At 65.8% G+C, this 20548-nt stretch carries 20 protein-coding genes and 1 tRNA gene; 11 read left to right on the top strand and 10 right to left on the bottom strand.

The window, feature by feature from the left end:
- Nucleotides 1–5: 5 nt before the first annotated feature.
- The 4 genes from glpX to RPR59_RS02895 all read right to left on the bottom strand — a co-directional run bounded on the left by glpX (nucleotide 6) and on the right by RPR59_RS02895 (nucleotide 3810).
- Nucleotides 6–977 (bottom strand): class II fructose-bisphosphatase, encoded by a 972-nt coding sequence (gene glpX / locus RPR59_RS02910; RefSeq protein WP_313916487.1) that lies wholly within the window; start codon nucleotides 975–977, stop codon nucleotides 6–8.
- 241 nt (nucleotides 978–1218) lie between these two features.
- Nucleotides 1219–2511 (bottom strand): homoserine dehydrogenase, encoded by a 1293-nt coding sequence (locus RPR59_RS02905; protein WP_313916485.1) that lies wholly within the window; start codon nucleotides 2509–2511, stop codon nucleotides 1219–1221.
- A gap of 139 nt (nucleotides 2512–2650) precedes the next feature.
- Nucleotides 2651–3604, bottom strand: a complete 954-nt coding sequence (locus RPR59_RS02900) for an isopenicillin N synthase family dioxygenase (protein ID WP_313916483.1) — start codon at nucleotides 3602–3604, stop codon at nucleotides 2651–2653.
- A gap of 68 nt (nucleotides 3605–3672) precedes the next feature.
- A complete protein-coding gene (locus RPR59_RS02895) occupies nucleotides 3673–3810 on the bottom strand; it encodes a hypothetical protein (protein ID WP_313916481.1) in 138 nt (45 codons plus the stop codon).
- 143 nt (nucleotides 3811–3953) lie between these two features.
- Between RPR59_RS02895 and RPR59_RS02890 the strand changes: the two genes are divergently transcribed.
- Together RPR59_RS02890 and RPR59_RS02885 are read left to right on the top strand one after the other, a co-directional pair.
- A complete protein-coding gene (locus RPR59_RS02890; protein ID WP_313916479.1) occupies nucleotides 3954–4868 on the top strand; it encodes a sulfotransferase domain-containing protein in 915 nt (304 codons plus the stop codon).
- 132 nt (nucleotides 4869–5000) lie between these two features.
- Nucleotides 5001–7037: an acyltransferase family protein gene (locus tag RPR59_RS02885; RefSeq protein WP_313916477.1), complete on the top strand. Its 2037-nt coding sequence runs from the start codon at nucleotides 5001–5003 to the stop codon at nucleotides 7035–7037.
- Between the two features lie 23 nt (nucleotides 7038–7060).
- On the opposite strand, the gene RPR59_RS02880 is transcribed toward RPR59_RS02885, so the two are convergent.
- The 3 genes from RPR59_RS02880 to RPR59_RS02870 all read right to left on the bottom strand — a co-directional run bounded on the left by RPR59_RS02880 (nucleotide 7061) and on the right by RPR59_RS02870 (nucleotide 11531).
- The gene (locus RPR59_RS02880) at nucleotides 7061–8029 is read right to left on the bottom strand and encodes a hypothetical protein (protein ID WP_313916475.1); all 969 of its coding nucleotides are present in this window, start codon (nucleotides 8027–8029) and stop codon (nucleotides 7061–7063) included.
- A gap of 119 nt (nucleotides 8030–8148) precedes the next feature.
- Nucleotides 8149–9402 carry a DegT/DnrJ/EryC1/StrS family aminotransferase gene (locus RPR59_RS02875; protein ID WP_313916473.1) on the bottom strand — a complete coding sequence of 418 codons (1254 nt, stop codon included), beginning with the start codon at nucleotides 9400–9402 and terminating at the stop codon, nucleotides 8149–8151.
- Nucleotides 9396–11531: a polysaccharide biosynthesis protein gene (locus tag RPR59_RS02870; RefSeq protein WP_313916471.1), complete on the bottom strand. Its 2136-nt coding sequence runs from the start codon at nucleotides 11529–11531 to the stop codon at nucleotides 9396–9398. The genes RPR59_RS02875 and RPR59_RS02870 overlap by 7 nt, the downstream gene beginning before the upstream one ends.
- 334 nt (nucleotides 11532–11865) lie before the next feature.
- Here RPR59_RS02870 and RPR59_RS02865 point away from each other — a divergent pair, with 334 nt between their 5' ends.
- The 7 genes from RPR59_RS02865 to RPR59_RS02835 all read left to right on the top strand — a co-directional run bounded on the left by RPR59_RS02865 (nucleotide 11866) and on the right by RPR59_RS02835 (nucleotide 17790).
- Nucleotides 11866–13053, top strand: coding sequence for a glycosyltransferase family 4 protein (locus RPR59_RS02865; RefSeq protein WP_313916469.1), 1188 nt, complete (start codon nucleotides 11866–11868; stop codon nucleotides 13051–13053).
- Entirely contained in the window at nucleotides 13050–14012 is a 963-nt protein-coding gene (locus RPR59_RS02860; protein ID WP_313916467.1) for a methionyl-tRNA formyltransferase, read from the top strand. The genes RPR59_RS02865 and RPR59_RS02860 overlap by 4 nt, the downstream gene beginning before the upstream one ends.
- A 106-nt stretch (nucleotides 14013–14118) precedes the next feature.
- The gene (locus tag RPR59_RS02855; RefSeq protein WP_313916465.1) at nucleotides 14119–15081 is read left to right on the top strand and encodes an ATP-grasp domain-containing protein; all 963 of its coding nucleotides are present in this window, start codon (nucleotides 14119–14121) and stop codon (nucleotides 15079–15081) included.
- 426 nt (nucleotides 15082–15507) lie between these two features.
- Complete coding sequence (locus tag RPR59_RS02850; protein WP_313916462.1) at nucleotides 15508–16098, top strand: LuxR C-terminal-related transcriptional regulator; 591 nt, start codon at nucleotides 15508–15510, stop codon at nucleotides 16096–16098.
- A 75-nt stretch (nucleotides 16099–16173) separates the two neighbouring features.
- Nucleotides 16174–16764, top strand: a complete 591-nt coding sequence (locus RPR59_RS02845) for a sugar transferase (protein WP_313916460.1) — start codon at nucleotides 16174–16176, stop codon at nucleotides 16762–16764.
- Between the two features lie 109 nt (nucleotides 16765–16873).
- Nucleotides 16874–17074 (top strand): hypothetical protein, encoded by a 201-nt coding sequence (locus RPR59_RS02840; protein ID WP_313916458.1) that lies wholly within the window; start codon nucleotides 16874–16876, stop codon nucleotides 17072–17074.
- Between the two features lie 65 nt (nucleotides 17075–17139).
- Nucleotides 17140–17790 (top strand): peptidylprolyl isomerase, encoded by a 651-nt coding sequence (locus RPR59_RS02835; protein ID WP_432280282.1) that lies wholly within the window; start codon nucleotides 17140–17142, stop codon nucleotides 17788–17790.
- A 9-nt stretch (nucleotides 17791–17799) separates the two neighbouring features.
- Here the strand turns inward: RPR59_RS02835 and RPR59_RS02830 are convergent.
- Nucleotides 17800–17885 (bottom strand) — tRNA-Tyr (locus RPR59_RS02830).
- Nucleotides 17886–18058: 173 nt separating this feature from the next.
- Here RPR59_RS02830 and rlmB point away from each other — a divergent pair.
- Nucleotides 18059–18811, top strand: a complete 753-nt coding sequence (rlmB, locus tag RPR59_RS02825; RefSeq protein ID WP_313916456.1) for a 23S rRNA (guanosine(2251)-2'-O)-methyltransferase RlmB — start codon at nucleotides 18059–18061, stop codon at nucleotides 18809–18811.
- A gap of 69 nt (nucleotides 18812–18880) precedes the next feature.
- Here rlmB and RPR59_RS02820 read toward each other — a convergent pair whose 3' ends face one another.
- Complete coding sequence (locus RPR59_RS02820) at nucleotides 18881–19282, bottom strand: PRC-barrel domain-containing protein (protein WP_313916454.1); 402 nt, start codon at nucleotides 19280–19282, stop codon at nucleotides 18881–18883.
- A 158-nt stretch (nucleotides 19283–19440) separates the two neighbouring features.
- Nucleotides 19441–19758, bottom strand: a complete 318-nt coding sequence (locus RPR59_RS02815; RefSeq protein ID WP_313916452.1) for a 2Fe-2S iron-sulfur cluster-binding protein — start codon at nucleotides 19756–19758, stop codon at nucleotides 19441–19443.
- Between the two features lie 76 nt (nucleotides 19759–19834).
- Here RPR59_RS02815 and RPR59_RS02810 point away from each other — a divergent pair, with 76 nt between their 5' ends.
- A complete protein-coding gene (locus RPR59_RS02810) occupies nucleotides 19835–20458 on the top strand; it encodes a DNA-3-methyladenine glycosylase family protein (protein ID WP_313916450.1) in 624 nt (207 codons plus the stop codon).
- Nucleotides 20459–20548: the final 90 nt, after the last annotated feature.

Raw genomic sequence — 20548 nt, 5'->3', positions numbered from 1 at the left:
GGCGGTCAGCGACCGATGCGGTGCTCGCCCTTTACCCACCGCACGGTGCCGGAGCTTGCACGCATGACGACGCTTTCGGTCGTCATCTTGGTACCGAAACGCTTCACACCCTCCAGCAGCGAACCGTCGGTGACGCCCGTGGCGGCGAAGATGCAATCCCCCTTGGCGAGATCGTCGAGATCATAGATCTTGTCGAGATCCTCGATCCCCCATTTGCGCGCGCGCCCGCGCTCGTCGTCGTTGCGGAAGACGAGCCGGCCCTGAAACTGGCCGCCGACGCAGCGCAGCGCCGCCGCCGCCAGCACGCCCTCGGGCGCACCGCCCTGGCCCATATAGATGTCGATGGTGGTTTCGGGATCGGTCGTCGCGATCACGCCGGCGACATCGCCGTCCGGAATCAGCACGATACCGCAACCGACCTCGCGCAGTTCGGCGATCAGCCCTTCGTGGCGCGGCCGGTCGAGGACGCAGGCGATGATCTCGTGCGGCGCCACGCCCTTCGCCATCGCCACCGCCTCGACATTTTCGCGCGGGCTCTTGTCGAGGTCGATGACCCCCTTGTCATAGCCGGGACCGATCGCGATCTTTTCCATATAGACATCGGGCGCATTGAGCAGACAGCCCTTTTCGGCGATCGCCAATACGGCGAGCGCGTTGGGACCGGCCTTGGCCGTGATGGTGGTGCCCTCCAGCGGGTCGAGCGCGATGTCGATCGAGGGCACGTCACCATCGGTGATGCCGACCTTTTCGCCGATATAGAGCATCGGCGCCTCGTCGCGCTCGCCCTCGCCGATCACGACGGTGCCGTCCATGTGGAGCGAGTTGAGCGAATCGCGCATCGCCTCCACCGCGGCGGCATCGGCGGCCTTTTCGTTGCCGCGCCCGATAAGCGAGGATGCGGCGATGGCCGCGGCCTCGGTAACGCGCACCATTTCGAGAACGAGAACGCGGTCGAGATTCTGACTGGTGGACGGCATGGCGCGGGCATCCTTTGAAACTGTCGTTGGCCGCGTCGATAAGCGAGCGGTGATGGCTTGTCGAGCAATGCCCGGCTGATGCTACGGTTCCGCGAAAGCGGGGCTCAGCCTCTCCGTTCGCCCTGAGCTTGTCGAAAGGCTGCCCTTCTTCTTAGCGTTGAAGAAGAACCGTGCTTCGACAGGCTCAGCACAAACGGGAAGGGGCATCCGGCACTCAGCCAAACGCTACTCCCCTAGAACGCTACTCCCCTAGAATGTGCATCCACATCGGCGGACCGGTCATGTTGGACGAGGCCGACAGCGTCTCCAGCGCCTGCGCGACGCAGCGCTCGGGTCCCTCATGCGTGACGATGGCGACGAGTACGCTGCCGTCCGCCAACGCGCCGCGCTGCATCAGCGCCTCGATCGACACGCCGGCGTCGCGCATCGCCGCTGCGATTTCCGCCAGTACGCCGACCTTGTCCGCCACCGTCAGCCGGACATAAGCGCGGCCGCGGCGCTCGCCGGTGGGTGCGGGCGGCTGTTTCGCCAGCACGGTCACCGGCATCGCGTAGGGCGGGCCGAATTCGCCGCGCGCGATGTCGATCAGGTCGGCGACCACCGCGCTCGCCGTCGGGCCGTCGCCGGCACCAGCGCCTTCAAAGAACAGCCGGCCGACGAAATTGCCCTCGGCCACCACGGCGTTGGTCGAACCCGACACGTGCGCCAGCGGATGCGCCATCGGCACCAGATAGGGGTGGACGCGCTGGAACAGCCCCTCGCCATCGGCCTCGGCGATGCCGACGAGCCGGATGCGATAGCCGAGCGCCGCGGCCTCCGCGATATCCGCCGCCACGACGTTGCGAATGCCGCCGATCGCGACGTCGCCGAACGCGGGCTCGGTGCCGAAAGCGATGCTGGAGAGAATCGACAATTTGTGCGCTGCGTCCACGCCATCAATGTCAAAGCCGGGATCGGCTTCGGCAAAGCCTTTGGCTTGCGCCTCGGCCAGTACGTCGGCGAAATCGCCACCCTGGCTTTCCATCTTCGACAGGATGAAATTGCAGGTGCCGTTCATCACGCCATAGACGCGGTCGATGGCGTTGGCCGCCGCACCTTCGCGCAGGCCCTTCACCACCGGAATACCGCCGGCGACCGCGGCTTCGAACTTGAGCGCGACACCCGCGCCCTCGGCCGCCTGCGCCAGTTCGAGCCCGTGATGCGCGATCATCGCCTTGTTGGCGGTGACGAAATTCTTACCCGCCTTGAGCGCGGCCCGCGCCAGCGCCAGCGCGGTGCCGTCTGCGCCGCCGACGAGTTCGAGCACGACATCTGCATCGGCTTCGGCGGCAAGCGCGGTGGGATCGTCGACCCAGTCGAAGCGCGACAGATCGACGCCGCGATCCTTCGACCGGTCGCGCGCGGTGACCGCCACCACCTCGATCGGCCGGCCGGCACGCCGCGCGATCAGATCGCCATTGGTGTCGAGCAGGCGAATGACGCCCGCCCCCACGGTGCCAAGGCCGGCAATCGCCACGCGCAGCGGTTCGGTCATCGCGCTCTCCCCAATTGGTCGTGCCCCATCCATCCGGACGAGTAGCGGTCGGTATTCCTGCGGAAGCAGGAGCACCCCCTACCGTCCGGTGTAGGTCGCAAACAAGTTCAAAGGTGACGCAGGAATTCTTTACCCGCCCCTATTTCTTGATGAGGCCGATCTCGACCAGCCGCTCGTAGAGATAGTCCTGCGCGGTGATCGGCTCGGGATAGCGATTGGGATTGTCCTCGCCGATGCAGCCCGGCAGCGTCTCGATCAGGAAATCGGGCGCGGGGTGGAGGAAGAACGGCATCGAATAGCGCGACCGGCCGCGCCGCTCTGGCGGCGGGTTGACGACGCGGTGCGTGGTCGACGGCAGAACGTGATTGGTCAGCCGCTGCAGCATGTCGCCGACATTGACGACCATCGCGCCTTCAGGCGGCTTGACGGGCAGCCAGCGGCCGTCCCTGTCGAGCAGTTCGAGTCCCGCCTCCTCGGCACCCAGCAACAGCGTGATAAGGTTGATGTCCTCATGCGCGCCGGCGCGGACATTGGGCGCATCCTGTTCGACCGGCGGATAATGGAGCAGGCGCATGATCGAATTGCCGTCCTTCACCGCCGGATCGAACCAGTCGGGCTTCAGCCCCAGATGGCGCGCGATGGCGGAGAGCAACGTGTCGCCCGCGGCATCGAAGGCAGAGAACAGTTCGGTGAAGGTCTCGCGGAAACCCTCCGGCCGGTCGGGCCAGATATTGGCCGGCATGTCGCTTTCATATTTGTGACCCGGCGGCAGCTCGCGCCCGACATGCCAGAATTCCTTGAGGTCCACATGTTCGGCGCCCTTGGCGATCTCGGTCTTGAACGGCGTATAGCCGCGCGCACCACCACCGCCTTCGACGTGATAGCGACGCTTTTCCGCTTCGGGCAACGCGAAGAACGCCTCCGTTTCCTTCCAGGCGCGGTCGATCAGGCGCGCATCAATGCCGTGATCGGCGACCATGGCGAAACCGAATCGCTCGAACGAGCCGCCAAGGGCCGCCGCGAAGGCGTCCGCATCCTCGCGCTGCTGCGTCATAGAGATCAGTGGAACTTCGGAAAGAGGCGTATCGAGCATGATGATGTCCGGGGTTTCGTGTTTGCCATTACCGTTCAGATAGGCTTTTCGCCCGCACCCGAACAGGGTCAGCCGGAAAGCGAGATGTCGCCCTTCACCCCGCCCTCGCCCGCCGGTTCCGGATCGATCCGTACCGGCCCGCCGTCATCGTCGCCGCCACAGCCCGTCGGGACCGGCGCGGCGGCGAGAAGCGGAAGCGAGCGCATTGCTATCCCTTTGAGCATTACCCTTAAAAGCAAGGGCGCATGCGCGATGCAAGGCTATAGTCGAGGGACAGGTGAGCGGCCGGATCGACGGAGGCGCCGGATGGCCGCATCCACCGACCAGTACACAGTGAACGGGATCTGCCATGACGCGCTTACGTGCCGGACTTCGCGACCTTTCCTTCTCGACTGGCGAGATACTGCTGCCCAGGAGCATCAAAACGAAAGGACCGATGGGCGCGTTGCGCCGGGCCGCGAGCCATTGGGCGCGCGATGCGTTCGTTCTCTCCTATCCGAAGGCCGGCCGCACCTGGTTCCGCACCATGATCGGCTACATCATCTCTCGCCAATACAATCTGGCGCTCGACAACCCGATGGAAATCCAGCATTTCTGGAAATTGTCGTCGCGCATTCCGAATATCGGATTCACCCACGACGATTCGCCCAACCTGAAATTCGGCGCGGAGGTCGAAACCGACAAATCGCGCTATGCCGCCAAGCGCATCCTGTTTCTGACGCGCGATCCGCGCGACGTGCTGGTGTCCTATTATTTCGATGCCAAGAACCGGATGAAGGTCATCGACTGTTCGATCGGCCGCTATCTGCGCGAAGAACGCGGCAGCATCGATGCGATCGTCGCTTTCTACAATGCCTGGGCGCAGGCCCGCTCGCGCGTGCGCGCATTCCACTGGATCACCTATGAGGACATGCACGTCGCCCCGCGCCGCGTGCTGAGGGAAGCATGTTCGTTCCTGCAGATTCCCGAGCCCGACGACGCGCTGCTCGACCAGGCCGTGGAATTCGCCTCGTTCGAGAATCTGCGCAAGATCGAGATGTCGGACGGGTTCAAGCACGAACGCCTTCGCCCCGCCGATCCGGCCAATCCCGAAAGCTACAAGGTCCGGCGTGGCAAGGCAGGCGGCTATGTCGATTACCTGTCGGAGGACGAGATCGCCTTCGTCGACGAATATATCGCACGTCATCTCGATCCGTTCTTCGACATCTATCAACGCCCGTCCGTTCGCGACCGGGTGAAATCGGAACCCGGGCTGGTCGGTTAGGAGCCGGCGCCCGGGACCGAACCGGGCAACAGACCCACCTCCACCCCGAACCAGCGGAGGCAGCGAGTCAATGACCGCCGTCATGCACGCCACGGCTTGCAACCCCGAGCGGCGAAAGCCGGATATCCGCCGATGCCGATAGCCCTTTCCGGTTCCGCGCTGGATGCGGCCGGCAGGATTCCCGTCACCGCCGCACGGCCGAACAAGGCCTATCGGGCCGATATCGACGGCCTGCGCGCCGTGGCGGTACTGCCGGTGGTGCTCTTCCATTCCGGCTTCGGCGTCTTTTCCGGGGGGTTCGTCGGCGTCGACGTCTTCTTCGTGATCTCCGGCTTTCTGATCACCAGGATTCTGCTCACGGACATGACGGCCGGGCGGTTCTCGCTGATACGGTTCTACGAACGGCGGATACGGCGTATCTTCCCCGCCCTGTTCGTAGTGCTGATCGCGTCCTTCGCGGTCGGCCTGGTCGTCATGCTGCCGCGCGATCTGGCGACCTTCGGCATCAACCTGTCGGCGGCCGCGGCATCGCTGTCGAACGTGCTGTTATGGATGCAGGACGACTATTTCGACGGCTCTTCGAAACTGAAGCTCGTTCTTCACACCTGGTCCCTTTCGCTGGAGGAGCAATTCTACCTCTTCTGGCCGGTCCTGCTGCTGGTGCTCGCACGCTTGTCGCACCGGTTGCGGCTTGCCGCGACGGTGGGGATATTGGCGGTCTCGCTGGCGGCGTGCATCTGGATGACGGGCCGCGATGCGACCGCGGCATTCTATCTCCTGCCGTACCGCGCCTGGGAGTTGGTGCTGGGCGCGCTGCTGGCGATGGGACTGGTTCCCGCCTTCCGCTCCGCGCTGGCCGCCCAGCTCGCCGGTACGGGCGGACTCGCCATGATCCTGTTCGCGGTCGCCGCCTTTTCGGAGCGCACCGTCTTTCCCGGCGCCGCCGCCATCCTGCCCTGTCTCGGCTCCGCAATGGTCATTCATGCCGGCATGGGCGATCACCCGACGATAGCGCGTGACGTCCTGTCCCGGCCGGCGGCGGTTTTCATCGGCCAGATATCCTATTCCTTCTACCTCTGGCACTGGCCGCTGTTCGTCTATGCCCGGTATGTTTCGATCGAGGAGCCGTCGCCGGCGGCGATGATCATCGTCTCGCTGCTCGCCCTGCTGTGCGCCACCCTGTCCTGGTATTATGTCGAACGCCCGTTCCGTTCGGGCGGGCTGTTACGCTCGCGCAAGGCGTTGTTCGGCGCGGCGGCCACCATTCTGGTCGGCACGGCTGCGAGCGGTGCACTGCTCTACGTCATGGACGGCCTGCCCCAGCGTTTTTCCCAGCGGGTGAACAGCCTTTCGGCAACCGCCGACGAGCCCAATCCCTATGCATGGCATTGCAACGGCGGGCTGGCGCTGCGGCGCGACTGCATCATCGGCGATCCGGCGCGGCTGCGATATGCACTCCTGGGGGATTCCCATGCCGCCGCCCTGCGGCACGCCATGGGGCGCATTGCCGAACACGGGGCTGCAACCCTGTACGGCGCGGCATCACGCTGTCCACCGTTCCTGACCGTTGCGCCCGATACGGCGTGCCTTGCCCGGAACCGACGGAACCTTGCCTTCCTGGCCTCCCATCCGCAGATCGACACGGTCATCATCGCATCGCGCTGGACCTATTATTATGACGGGCGGGCAACTGCGCTCGGCCCGGCCGAATCGAACAATCACCTGCCGGAGCTTCAGGATGAATCCGGACGACGATACGGTCAGTTCAGCCGTGCCGCGCGTGATGCTGAAGCAGCCGGGATCGCAGCGATGATCCATGCGCTGCTTGCCGCCGGCAAGACGATCGTGCTGATCTATCCGATACCCGAAATCGGCCACGACGTGCCGTTCACCCTTGCACGGCTGGCAAGGCACGGCCGAACCGTCGACGACTTCACCAGCCCGATATCGCTGTATGAGCAGCGTCAGGCCGGCACGATCGCCCTGCTGGACGGGCTCGGCCAGTCGCCCCGGTTGCACCGCGTCCGGCCTGCGCAGATATTGTGCCGCGACGGACAGTGCCGCGCCGCCGACCAGGGCCGACCGCTTTACGTCGATAGCAACCATCTGAGCGCGTCGGGTGCCCGGTTGATGGCGCCGGCGATCGAACGCGCGGCGAAGGCGCGGTGAGGCCGCGCCGAGGGTTGATGCCCTCAGGCCGCGCCGAGCAGCATCGTGACGTTGCCGGTCCTCGGATCGACCTCGCCTTCCGCCGCATCGCCGGAATAGATCACCCGGTGAAGTGCCGGCGTCAGCCCGAAGGCGCGTTGGGCGGTCTTGCCCGGGATGATCGTCAGCCGGTCGAGGCCGATCGGCAGGGTGTGCCACGCACCGGCATGATAGACCTGGGTAGCTATCGTGTCACGGGAACCGCAGATGGCGGAAAAGAAGCGGTCATCCAGATGCGCGGCTTCGACGATCCGGCGGCCGCCCCCCGAAGGCGGGGCGAGACGCGGGTCCCCGAACGTGCGATTTCCCCACTCGGCGAGGCGGCGCAAGCGCGGGTTGAGCATCATGATCGCCATGGCATCCGACAGCCCCTTGCGATTGAGCCGCGGATTGACGCGCCCGCGATGGGCATCGATCCGGAACCCGACGCGCCCCCAGCGCGCCATCGCGTTGCGGGTCAGCGCCTCCAGCCGCTCCAGTTCCGCTGCACCAGCCTGATATTTCAACCGCTGCAGAACGACGCGACTTGTACCCGGCGCCCGGTCGCGCGGCCGCAATCCATCCATGATGAGGTCCACGATCGCGCAACATTCGGACAGCGCGGGCATGGGCACGGCATATTCGCGATCGCCCTGGAAAAAGCGCGCCGGCTCCGGCTTCAGCGTGCCGGCATCGTCCCGGTCGATCTCGATCTTGCGGGCGATATAGCCGTGCTGGCCGGGCTGGAAATAGGCGACATCGCCCAAGCTCTTCACCAGGCTTTCCGAACCGCAATGGTTGCGCGCGATGTCGATGAGGGGCGCCTGCCAGGGCAATTGCTCGCGCTCGTCGGCCACCAGGCGTCGCCATAGCCGGCCGAGGCGATCGCCGAACGCGACCGTAACGGCGGCCGCGCCGCCTAGAAACGCTTCGGCAAGCATAGCGGGGCGAACGTCACCAGCATCGACAGTCACCACGGCGGGCCGGCCTCTGGCCGGCAATGGCGCGTTCCGCGTCCGGTCCGCGCCGGACGGCAGGTCCGCCGGAAAGCGTTCGATCCGCGCGGGCGCTCGTGCGTGCTGGGACGCGAAGATCAAGACAATGCTGTCCTGATCGCGTCGGCGATACGGATCATGTCCGGGGGATCGAACAGATGATCGACCGCCACCATGAGATTCCGTTCACCGAGCCATTTCGCCACCGGCAGGTCGCCGTCGCGTCGCACCGTCCGACCGGCGAACGCGGCCTCGTGGCTCATGTCGGGACAGGAGCCGGTGCCGCAGGTGATGCCGCGGGCGCGCAACTGCTCGACCACGTTCTCGACCCGCCGATCGCGTCCGAGCAGTTCCGGCCGGAGCCCGATATTGCATTTGTACCAGGCCGGTTCCGTACCATCCGGGACCGGGGGGATGACGGTCGCCGGATGGTTCAGGAGCGAGCCTCTCAGTGCCTCCGCATTGGCCCGGCGCCGTTGCAGCCACAGGGGAAGCTTGGCCAGTTGACGGCGCCCGATCGCGGCCTGCATCTCGGTAAGGCGAAAATTGCTGCCGAAGCGATCGTGAACATAGCGGAAGCCGCTGCCGCCGCCCGCCGCCGAAAGCTTGTCGGGATCCTTGCCGTGATCCTTGTAGGACCAGGCACGCGACCAGAGCGCGTGGTCGTTGGTCGTCACCATGCCGCCCTCGCCACCGGTCGACATGATCTTGTCGGTGCAAAAGGAGAAGGCGGCCATGTGGCCGAAGCTGCCCACCCGCCGGCCGTCGATCGCCGCACCATGCGCCTGGGCGCAATCCTCGACCAGGAACAGGCCGGCGCCCTCGCACAGCGAGGCGAGGCGCTTCATGTCGCACGGCAAGCCGGCGAGATGGACACACAGCACGGCGCGGGTGCGCGAACCGATCATGCGGCTTGCCGATTCGGGACAGATATTCTGCGTCACCGGATCGATGTCGGCGAATACGGGGCTGGCCCCCACCGCCACCACCGCACTGGTGCTGGCGAAGAAACTGCGCGCCGGCACGATGACTTCGTCGCCCGCGCCGATGCCGAGCGCACGCAGCGCCAGTTCCAGCGCCAGCGTGCCGTTGGCGACCGCGATGGCATGTGCGACACCGGTGAAGGCGGCGAATTCCTGCTCGAACAGGTGGGTCTGGTCGCCGTGCAGCAGCGAGTTCACCCGCCCGCTGCGCAGCGTATCCGTGGCCGCGTCGATCTCGTCCTGCTCGAACCTCGGCCAGCGCGAAGCCAGCGACACCGGTTCGACCGCCCCCTGGCGCGCGACAATGGTGACGGGCACGGATTCCGGGCGTACGACCTCGCCGCGATGCGGTGAAAGTGCGGTTACCATTGCACCATTCTCCTTTCCTGATCGATCGCTGCCATGCGCGACGCGATGTCGCCGAAGGGCACGCTGATATCCGCGCTGCCGTTCGGAAGCTTCACCAGATTGTGGGTTATGCGGCAGACTTCGTCGTCGTCGCCTTCCGCCACCAAGTGCTCCAGCCGGGCGATCGCGCGCGCGATCAGCGGCAGCGGGATGGGCCGCGAATGCGCCTCGAAGATGCCGGTGATGGTGGAACCCAGCCGGTCCTCGCAGCTGTCGAACAGTTCCTCGTACAGCTTTTCGCCCGGCCGCAGCCCGACGAAGCGGATATCGATGTCCACCTCGGGCTCCAGCCCGGCGAGCAGGATCATCTGCCGCGCCATATCGACGATGCGCACGGGTTCGCCCATGTCGAGCACGTAGATGTTGCCGCGATCGGCATCGGTCTTCACCGCCGCGGCGCTGCTTTGCAGGATCAGTTGCACCGCCTCCTTCACCGTCATGAAGAAGCGCGTGATGTCGGGATGGGTGACCGTCAGCGGCCCGCCATCGGCGATCTGGCGCTTGAACAGCGGCACGATCGATCCGCTGGAGCCGAGCACGTTGCCGAACCGGACGGTGATGAACCGCGGCGCGTCCGCATCGTCGGTGCCGCACAGGTCGAGCGCCTGGCAATAGAGTTCGCCGAGCCGTTTGGTCGCGCCCATCATGCCGACCGGGTTCACCGCCTTGTCGGTCGACACCTGGACCATCGCCACCGCACCGAATTCGCATACGGCGTCCGCCACGTTGCGCGTACCGACCACGTTCGTGTGAACGCCGGCGCAAGGGTTCGCCTCGACGATGGGAACGTGCTTCAGCGCGGCGGCGTGGAAGACATATTCGGGCCGGAACCGCTCGAACACGGCGCGTACGGACTGACGCTGCCGGATCGAACACAGCGCCTGGTGGAAGGTGACGCCGGGAAAACGGTCCCGCACCTCCATCTCGATCGTATAGAGGCTGTGTTCGGCGTGATCGAGCAGCACGATCTCCGACGGGTCGAAACCGGCAAGCTGCTTGACGAGTTCGCCGCCGATGGTGCCGCCGGCGCCCGTGACCAGCACCCGGCTGCCACGGATCACCTCCGCCACGAGGCGCCGCTCCATCTTGCTTTCCGGCCGCCCGAGCAGTTCGGCGACGGGCAGTCCCTCGATATCGATCCGCGGGCTGGTTCGCAGCAATTGGCGGCAGGGGTCGGCTACGCGGCCGATCTGCAGCCCCATGTCGTGCGCCCGCCCGATCAGGCGCGAGCGGTCGGCGAAGGCCATGGAATGATCGTCGTCGCACAGGATCAGCGAATCCGGTTTGCGACCGCGGTCTTCCAGCATGTCGAGCGCACCGACGAGCATTTCCGGGCCGCCCAGGACCGGCACGCCGGACAGGCGCGAGATCGGATCGCCCGCCGCCGGCAGCAGGATTCCGGCAACGTCCATCTGCGAGGAAGGGTCGCGCCGCACCAGTTCGATCACGGACGACGCCCATTCCGGCGGTCCCACCAGCAACACCAGCCGGCGGGCGGCCCCGTCCGCCGCAGCGGAGTGCATCGCGACTCCGCTCGACCGGCGCTCGCGCAGAAAGCGGCGAACGACGCGCATCGATCCCATCAGGACCGCAAGTGCCGACCCGTGGAGCACCGCCAGCGCAACGATATGCTCGCCCAGCAGCCGATATCCGGGCACCGCCATCGCCGCGATCCACGCCGTCGCCAGCCCCAGCAGAATCGTCCGGCCGAGGAACACGCAGTCGGCGAAGGTCAGGAACCGCCAGCTCCGCCGATACAGGCCGCTGAGCACGAAGACCGAGGTCGCGATCGTGGCGAACAGGAAAAGAAAGGCAGCGCGAAAGACCGGTGTTCCTATTTCGTCCCGGTCGGTCAGCGCGAGCACCATCGCCATGGTCGCGGCGATGGCGGCGAAATCCAGCGATACGATCGCGATGAAGCGCAGCACCGCGCGGCTCGAGCGGTGGCCCAGGATACGACGCACGACCGCCACGCGACGGGCGGGGGGCACGATGTGCCATTCGCGTTTCGGTCGCGCGTCGTCCGGGCAGGGCAGGACTGGCGCTTCCCGCAGCAGGAATGGTTCGTCGCCGGTCGCGCTGTTCATCATGCCCTTCCCTCATTCGCCGGCTCGATGCGGCAAACGCCTGTCCCGGCCGGACTTTGGGGATCATCCGGCCGGGCGCTCGGCAGTTTCGTTGTATCGGGAAGCGGGGCGCCGGACACTCGGCCAAACAGCCATCATCCGCAATCGCGCCGCGGGCAAATTCGGGGAGGAGGCGGGCTCAGCCGACCGGAAGGCGCAGGAATTCCGCGCAAAAGCCGCGGCGATGCCCCAAAAGTATATACGACCGATTACGCCATTACACGTCGCGAGGCCCGGCCTAGGGTCGTTGGCCGCCAGCGTGGATGATTTCGCGACCGCGCCAACGACCGAGACGACAATGAAGCTTCTGGTGCATTCGAGCCTTGCTTATTCGCTGATCAATTTCCGCGGCGCGCTGCTGCGCGCGCTGGTGGCGGCGGGGCACGAGGTCGTCGCGACCGCGCCGGACCGCGACCCGGAAATCGAACGGGAACTGGCGCGGATCGGCGTGGGGTTCGAACCGGTTCCGATGGCGCGGGCCTCGATCAGTCCGTTGCGCGACTGTATGACGCTTGCCGCCTATATGCGGCTGATGCGCAGGCATCGTCCGCACGCGGTCATCGCCTATACGCAAAAGCCGATCATCTATGGCGGGCTCGCCGCGCGCCTGGCGGGGCGCAGCAGATTCCATGTGCTGATGAGCGGCCTGGGCTATGTCTTCAGCGACGAGGCGCGACACCGCGTTCTGCTGCGCCGCCTGGTCAGCATGGTTTATCGGCAAGGCGTCCATGCCGCGCGCACCATCTTCGTCTTCAACTCCGACGACCGTTCGGAAATGCTGCGCAACCGGATCATTTCAGAACGGCACTATGTCGTCCAGGTATCCGGGTCCGGCGTCGATACGACGCATTTCGCGGCACGCCCCCTTCCGGACGGCCCGCCGGTGGTCCTGATGATCGCGCGCCTGATGCGCGACAAGGGAGTGTACGAGTTCGTCGAAGCCGCGCGCAGGGTGAAGGCCGCGATGCCGGAGGTCCGCTTCCAGATCCTCGGCCGCCGCGACCATGAAAATCCGACGGCGGTGTCGGAGGCCGAGTGCCGGAACTGGGCAAACGCCGGTTTGGTCGAGATCCTCCCCGAAACACGCGACGTCCGTCCCCATCTCGCGGCATCGAGCCTGTTCGTGCTGCCGTCCTTTCATCGCGAAGGGCTACCCCGGACGATCCTGGAGGCGCTTGCGACCGGGCGACCGGTGGTCACGACCGACCTGCCGGGCTGCCGCGATGCCATCGTCGAGGGCGAGAACGGTCGTCTCGTGCCACCGCGCGATCCCGAGGCGCTGGCCGGCGCCATCCTCGAAACCCTCGCGGATCCCGACGCGCTGCTGCGGATGGCGACGGCGGCGCGCCGTTCGGCGGAGCGATCTTACGACGTCCATGACGTGAATGCGGCGCTGCTCGCCTGCATGCGCCTGTCGCGATGCGAATCGGTGGTGTCGCCGAAATCGGCCCCCATTCCGTCGCCCCTCGTCCGGACCGCGCAGTGAACCGGCCCGACCAGCGCATGGCCGATACGATCACGGCACGCCGCGATCATGCCAGCGTGGCGATCGTCGGCGCTGTGGCGAGCACGGAGGTGGCGATCCGCACCGCTGCGGCGTGCGAGGGATGGCGGGTCGCGATGGTGGTGACGCTTCCACCCGAAAAGGCCGCCCGCCATTCCGATTTCCGGGATCTCTCCACGGCGGGCCGCGAATCCGCGGCCGAACTCCTCCATGCCGAGCGGATCAACGACACGTGCATACTGGACCGGATCGCGGCGGCACGCCCGGACCTCGTCCTGGTCGTGGGCTGGTCGCAGATCTTCGGCCCGGACCTGTTGCGGATTTTCGAGGGACGCGTGCTTGGCTATCATCCCGCCGCGCTGCCGCGGCTACGGGGGCGGGCCGCCATTCCCTGGACCATTCTCAACGACGAACCGATCACCGCCGGCACCCTGTTCTGGGTCGATGCCGGCATCGACAGCGGCGCCGTCTTCGAACAGCGATTCTTCCATGTCGCGCCGGATGAAACCGCCGGTTCGCTGTACGACAAGCACATGGATGCGCTGGCGGCGATGATATCGAGCGGATTGGCGAGGCTGCGACGCGGCGATGCCGCCGCGCGCGATCAGGACGAGCACTGCGCAACCTATGCGGCAAAACGGAGCGCCGCGGACGGACGAATCGACTGGAACCGGCCGACGGCCGAAATCGACAGGCTGATCCGGGCGGTGGGCCGGCCTTATCCCGGCGCCTTCACTAGCAGCCGCGGCGAACGGATTATCGTCTGGGCGGCATCTCGACAGGCAGGCGGCGAACGCCATCTGGCAGCGCCGGGACAGGTGGTGGCGCGCGGCGCGCACCATTTCGACGTCAGGACGGGCGACGGATTGCTGCGGGTGCGGAACTGGAAAAACGATACGGGACGACCACCGCCGCTCCACACCGTTCTCGGCGACGGATAACAACGGTAACCGGGGACGGCGCGATGATGCGAGCGGAGTGGGAGAGGTCACGGATCGGAGGCTCGGGAACCAGCATCCGCGCGGTCCGTATCGTTCGGCCGCGAACGTGACGACCGCGACGGCCAACGACTGCACCCCGTCACGGCCGAGCATCACGGTCCTGCTGACGTCGGCATGCGATCATGTGGGACTGATCCGCTGTTTTCGCGACGCGGCGGACGCTTTGGACATCACCGTGCGGTTCATCGCTGCCGCGCCCCGTCCGCGCATCAGCCCGGCCTGTCTGATTTCGGACGAGTTCCATGCGCTGCCGCCGATCGATCACGCCGATTTCGTCGACCAGTTGATCCGCCTGTGTGTCGAAACCGGTGTCGATCTGGTGCTGCCCGGTTCGCCGCTGGACCTGGCCAGACTCGCCGAAGCGCGGCTTCCGCTGCAGGAAATGGACACCACCGTGCTTACCGGAAATCCGGTCGCGATCGAACTGAGCAGGGACGATGCCGCGCTCGATTCGCTGGCCCGGTCGATCGGCGCCCCGCGGCTGCGCAACGGCGACGCGCAACTGCGGCGGTCCACCGCGACGCTTTCCGTCGATCTGCCGGACGCGCCCGCGCCGGTCGATCCGCCCCCGCTCCCCGCCGAACGGACGATCGTCGCGCAAATGCTGTTCGACGCGGACGGCGGGCTGCTGTTTTCCGGCTCGTTCGAACTGATCCGCCTGTCCCCCTGCGTCGATGTGGCCACGACCGTCGACGACGTACGGATCGACGCCGCGATACGGCGCCTGACCGATGCGATCGGCCGAATGACCGGACCCCTGGTTGCCGAGTTCGTCCGAACCGGGACGGGCACCATCCACCTGGCCGCGGTGCGTCCCATGCTTAGCGATCATTATGTCCTGGTGGACCGCGCCGGCGGCGGGATTGCGCGCTGGCTGCTCGCTCGGGCTGCGGGACTTGCCGATGCCGCCGATTTCAGATGGACCCCCGGCCTGCAGATGATGACCTATTCCAAGCCGCTGTTCTTCGCCGGCGGCACTCTTGATGAATCCATGTCCCGATTCGCCTGATCGTTTGCGGCGCCTATTCCTATACAAGTTAGGGTAGAACCTATACTTTCGTACAGTACGAACACCCGGAACTCGCTTCTACAGGCAATCCTGTTGCTGTTATCCAAGTCACTACTGTCCAAAATAGGTACAGAATAAATGACTCGACTCTTCGGATGGCGACACGTTAAATAACAGTTATCAACATATCTCGGGACGAAGAAAGTCAGCCGAAAACATAAGAGCTTATCCTGGGTCGCGCCCGGACAGGAAATCGATAGATGGGGGTAACCAATGACCGACCCGTTGCAAGTAGCTCTTCTAGGCCGAAACGCTCTTATCCGCGAAGGATTGCGGCACATCCTCACCAGGGAACGATTCGAGGTGATATCCTCCGTCGAGGATCCCGAAAAACTCTACGAACAGAACACCTTGGAACGACAGGACATGATGTTCGTCCTTGATCAGGGCAGCGACAATTACAGCCAGGACGATATTCGCGGTCTGCAAGCCAGGTATCCAGGCAGCAGGATCGTGCTGCTCGCCGAAAATTTCGATTTCGACAACATGGTGGCGGCCTTCCGCGCGGGTGCGCACGGCTATATCGTCAAGGATATTCCGTGCGAGAGCCTGGTCGGATCGCTTCAGCTCGTTGCGCTGGGCGAACGGGTGTTGCCGGGCGCCCTCGTCGACCGGCTGCCCAGCAGCCCCGCGATCGGATCCGCGCTGCCGGCAGCCAGCGGCGAAATCCAGGAGCTGCTTTCCGATCGTGAGATCGAGATTCTGCGCTGTCTCGTCATTGGCTATCCGAACAAGCTGATTTCGCGGCGGCTGGATATCAGCGAGGCCACCGTGAAGGTCCATGTAAAGGCCATTCTGCGCAAGCTGAAGGTGCAGAACCGTACCCAGGCAGCGATCTATGCGCTGCACCACGGCATTGATGGCGCGCTCGCCGAATCCGAAGCGGAGCGTCCCTGGGTGCCCGCTGCGATCCAGGCCACTTGCGACGCCAACAGCCGCGTGATGGTCGCCGCCTGAGGCGACATCCATGCTGGCGAGCGGCCCCGATTACGCGAACCGCCCGTTGCCGCGAAACAGTCGGCGGTTCGCCGCATGGTGACGCTGATCAACCGCCTTCTCGGCGCGATGCTGCTGCTGGTGCTGGCGCCCGTGCTTGTCGCCACGGCGCTATCGGTGGCGATTTGCCTGGGTAGGCCGATCCTGTTCGTCCAGGTCCGCTCGGGCAAGGACCAGCGGCCGTTCGCCATGGTGAAATTCCGTACCATGCGCGACATGCGCGATGACGCGGGCGCATTGCTTCCGGATGACGAGCGCACCCCCGGATTCGGGAGATTCCTGCGGCGCTCCCGGCTCGATGATCTGCTCGGCCTTCTCAGCGTCGCCCGGGGCGAAATGATGCTGGTGGGACCGCGGCCGCTGCTTCCCGAAACCGTTCTGGCCATGGGCGCTGCAGGGCGCCGGCGGGCAAGCGTTCCGCCCGGCATCACCGGATGGGCTCAGGTGAATGGCAACCTCCTGCTCACCAACGAGCAGAAGGTCGCGCTCGACCTCTGGTATATCGAGCATCGCAGTCTGGCGCTCGATTGCCGCATCCTGTTGCGCACGCTGCGCGTCCTGATCGGCGGCGAACGGATCGATGCGCGCAATCTCGAACGCGCCGGCGGCATCGGCCTTCGGTCCTGACCAGGCCGGTCATGCCGGCAATCCTTCTCTGCGCTGAAGGCGTCATACATCGGCGATACACCTGCACTCTGTCATGGTCTTCGTCCGAAGAACGGACAGGAGAATCGACATGCGTATCGGAAGGATCGCCGTTACCGGCGTACTGATCGCCGGCGGCCTGGCGCTTTCCGGCTGCTATAACGACCGGCCCGGCTATTGGGGCGACCGATATGGCCGCTATCATCACGATCGCCACGATCGCGACCATCATCATGGCCGTCACCACCACGATCGAGACCATGACCGCGACCGTCGCGGCGGCTGGGATTGACCGCTTCCGGTATGGACGTGAGTCAAGGCTGGATTTCCCGCGTCGTTGCGCGGATAGACGCGCATATGATGCGCACGATATTCTACGCCCTGCTCACCGGCCTCGCGGCGCTGCTGGCCCTCGGCACCGCCGCTGCCGGAGCGCCGGACACGATCCGCGTCCGGATCGTCACCACGGCCGGCCCGATCACGGTCGCGCTCGACCGCAAGCACGCGCCGAAGACGGTCGAGAACTTCATGGACTATGTCGATGACGGCCGTCTGGACGGCACGCAATTCTACCGCACATCGCGGCGCAAGGGCGATCCGAAACACGGTTTCATCCAGGGCGGCATCGGCATGGACGCCCGTCGCGTCCTGCCCTCGGTTCCGTTGGAGCCGACCAGCGAGACCGGCATCAAGCACAGCGACGCGACCATTTCGATGGCGCACGGTGCCGACCCCGATTCGGCGACCGGCAACTTTTCGATCATGGTCGGCGACAATCCCAGCCTGGATGCGCACGGCGACTATCGCGGCTTCGCCGCCTTCGGCCATGTCGTTGCCGGGATGAACGTGGTGAAGAAGATCCTGGCGATGAAAAGCGGCGGCGGCCGCGGTTCGATGAAGGGGCAGATGATCCTGGACCCGGTCAGGATCGTCCGCGTGCAGCGCCTCAATGGAACGCCGCATCCCACCGGCCGGCCGAAACCATGGCTGATCAACATCCGGCGATGAGGCGAAAGGTGGTGGACAGGGCTGGATTCGAACCAGCGTACGCTTGCGCGGGCAGATTTACAGTCTGCTGCCTTTAACCACTCGGCCACCTGTCCACGGGGCCGCTGAAACAGCGAGGGCGCTCAATTGCCGATGTGAGCGGGCGCTGTCAACGCCTGTTGCCGACTTGCGTGTTCTGAGCAGCGGCCATAGCGTCCGCGCGGAATCTCCCCGGCCAATTGCGAAAGAACCCGATGACCCGTCTTCCATCCGTCCGGACCCGTTTCTGATGGCGCGGCGCGGGCATCGCCCCAGCAAGCCGCTGCCGGGCCGGCCCCGTCTCTGGGGGCGGCACGCGGTTGGTGCCGCCATCGCCAATCCGAAGCGTACCGTGCGCAAGCTATGGGGCACGCGCGAGGCGCTGGCCGCCTTCGACCTGCCGTCGGAGCTTCCCGTCATCTATGCCGACGGCGCCGACATGGCTCGGCTGGTCCCGTCCGACGCACCGCATCAGGGCCTGGTGGCAGAGGTGGAGCCGCTGGACGAAATCTGGCTCGGCGATCTGCTGGAACAGGGTGCCGGCGAAGGCGACCGGCGGCCGCTGCTGGTGCTCGACCAGGTGACCGATCCGCATAATGTCGGCGCGATCCTGCGGTCCGCCGCGGCATTCGATGCGCTGGGCATCGTCACGCAGGACCGGCACGCGCCGCCCGAATCGGGCACGCTCGCGCGATCGGCGAGCGGCGCGCTGGAAACCGTGCCCTGGGTGCGCGTCGTGAACCTCGCTCGTGCGCTGGACGAGATCGCCGAGGCCGGATTCTGGCGCATCGGGCTGACCGGCCATGCCGACCGACTGCTCGCCGACGCGCTCGGCTCCGCGCGCGTCTGCCTCGTCCTCGGTGCCGAGGGCGAGGGAATGCGGGCAAACACCGAATCGCACTGCGACGAACTGGCAAAACTGCCGATCAGCCCGAAGATGGAGAGCCTGAACGTCTCCAATGCCGCCGCGATCGCGCTTTACGCGACGGCTGCGCGCGGCTGAGCCGAGGTGCTGAACGACGTCGCAGCGACTTTCGACCGTGCTCCGCCCCAGTCGCTCCTTGCGCGGGACTCACCAGTAAGGGACGGCGCCATAAGTCCCATAATAGCCGTAAATCGAGTCGCCGTAGGTCCGGTGCTCGGGACCGCCGAGTTCGCGGATCTCGGCCGCGTCGTAGTGCGGTGCGCCCTCCAGCGCGGACTTGTCGAGAGGCACCGTGAAGCCGGCCTGCCCGACATCGTAGTCAAGCAGGGACCAGGGCACCGGGTGGAACCTCTCGCCTATACCCAGGAAGCCACCGAAGGACATGATCGCATAGATCGTCCGCCCGCTCGCCTTTTCGATCGACAGGTCGTCGACATGGCCGAGGCGGTCGCCCTCGCGGTTGTAGACCGGGGTGCCGACGACGCGGCTCGACAGGATCATCGGGTGTCCGGAGATGTCCTGCATGCGCTCGCCTGTGGTCTGTTCCATGTGACTGCTCCAATGAGGGGACAGCGAACCAATGCATGACCGACCGATTGGCTCCTCCGCAGCAATCTCTACGGGTTGGGTTGCAGGCCGCCGCTACCGATTTCCTCCCGCCGGGAGCGGCCGGATCAGCCCGACAGGCCCACCCTAGCGTCGCATCGTCAGTCCTCTTCGGCGATCCGTACGCGCAGGCCGTCGAGTGCGGCGGTGAAGGGAATCTGGCACGACAGGCGCGAGCTTTCGTCGCGGTGCATGGAGCTGTCGAGCAGGTCGTTCTCGTCCTCGCTCATCGGCGGCAGTTTGGCCGCAAATTCCGGATCGACATGCACATGGCAGGTGGCGCAGGAACAGCAGCCGCCACATAGCGCGAGCAGCTCGTCGAACCCGTTGTCGCGGATATTCTCCATGACGGTGAGCCCCGCCTCGCCCTCGACTTCGCGTTCTTCCCCCTCGCGGGTCGTGACGATAAGCTTGGGCATCGAATTCTCCTGAACGGCTTCGCGATCCGCGCGAGATGCCGCCGGACCATCTGGATTTCAAGGACTACGAGCACGCATGGGATTGAGCGCCGAACAGCTTCGCACCGCGCTGGACGAACTTGCCAGGGCCGAACCGGCCTTCGCCGCGGCCCTCGGCCGCGTGGGCTATCCCGAACCGCGCATCCGCGAGCCGGGCTATGCCACGCTGCTGCGCACGATCGTCGGACAACAGGTGAGCTTCAAGGCGGCGGCCGCCGTCTGGAACAAGCTGGACGCGGCGCTGGGCGACGCCACCGATCCGCGCGCGCTGACGGCGGCGAGCGACGAGACGCTGCGCGGCGCCGGGCTTTCGCGCCAGAAACAGGGCTATGCCCGCAGCCTGGCCGAGGAAGTGACGAACGGCGGGCTCGATCTCGCGCATCTGCCGGCGGACGACGAGGAGGCTATCGCGCAACTGGTGCGGATCAAGGGGATCGGCCGCTGGTCGGCGGAAATCTATCTGCTGTTCGCCGAAGGGCGGCCCGACATCTGGCCGGCCGGCGACCTCGCCGTGCAGATCGAGGTCGGCCGCATCCTCGGCCATGCCGAGCGCCCGCCGGAAAAGCTGGTGCGCGAACTCGCCGAACCGTGGCGCCCGCACCGCGGTGCCGCCGCGATCTTCGCCTGGCACCACTATCGCACCGAAATGCCGGTGATCTAAGCGGGCGGCGATTTCGGGCCGGCAGGTAATCCACCGGTATCCATTAGCGGACACGAAAATCTTCCCCTGCAAGGGGAGGGGGACCGCCGC

The organism is Stakelama saccharophila (assembly GCF_032229225.1).
Lineage (GTDB): Bacteria > Pseudomonadota > Alphaproteobacteria > Sphingomonadales > Sphingomonadaceae > Sphingomonas > Sphingomonas saccharophila.
The sequence above is the reverse complement of the archived record's forward strand: the minus strand, read 5'-3'. Positions and strand labels throughout refer to the sequence as shown.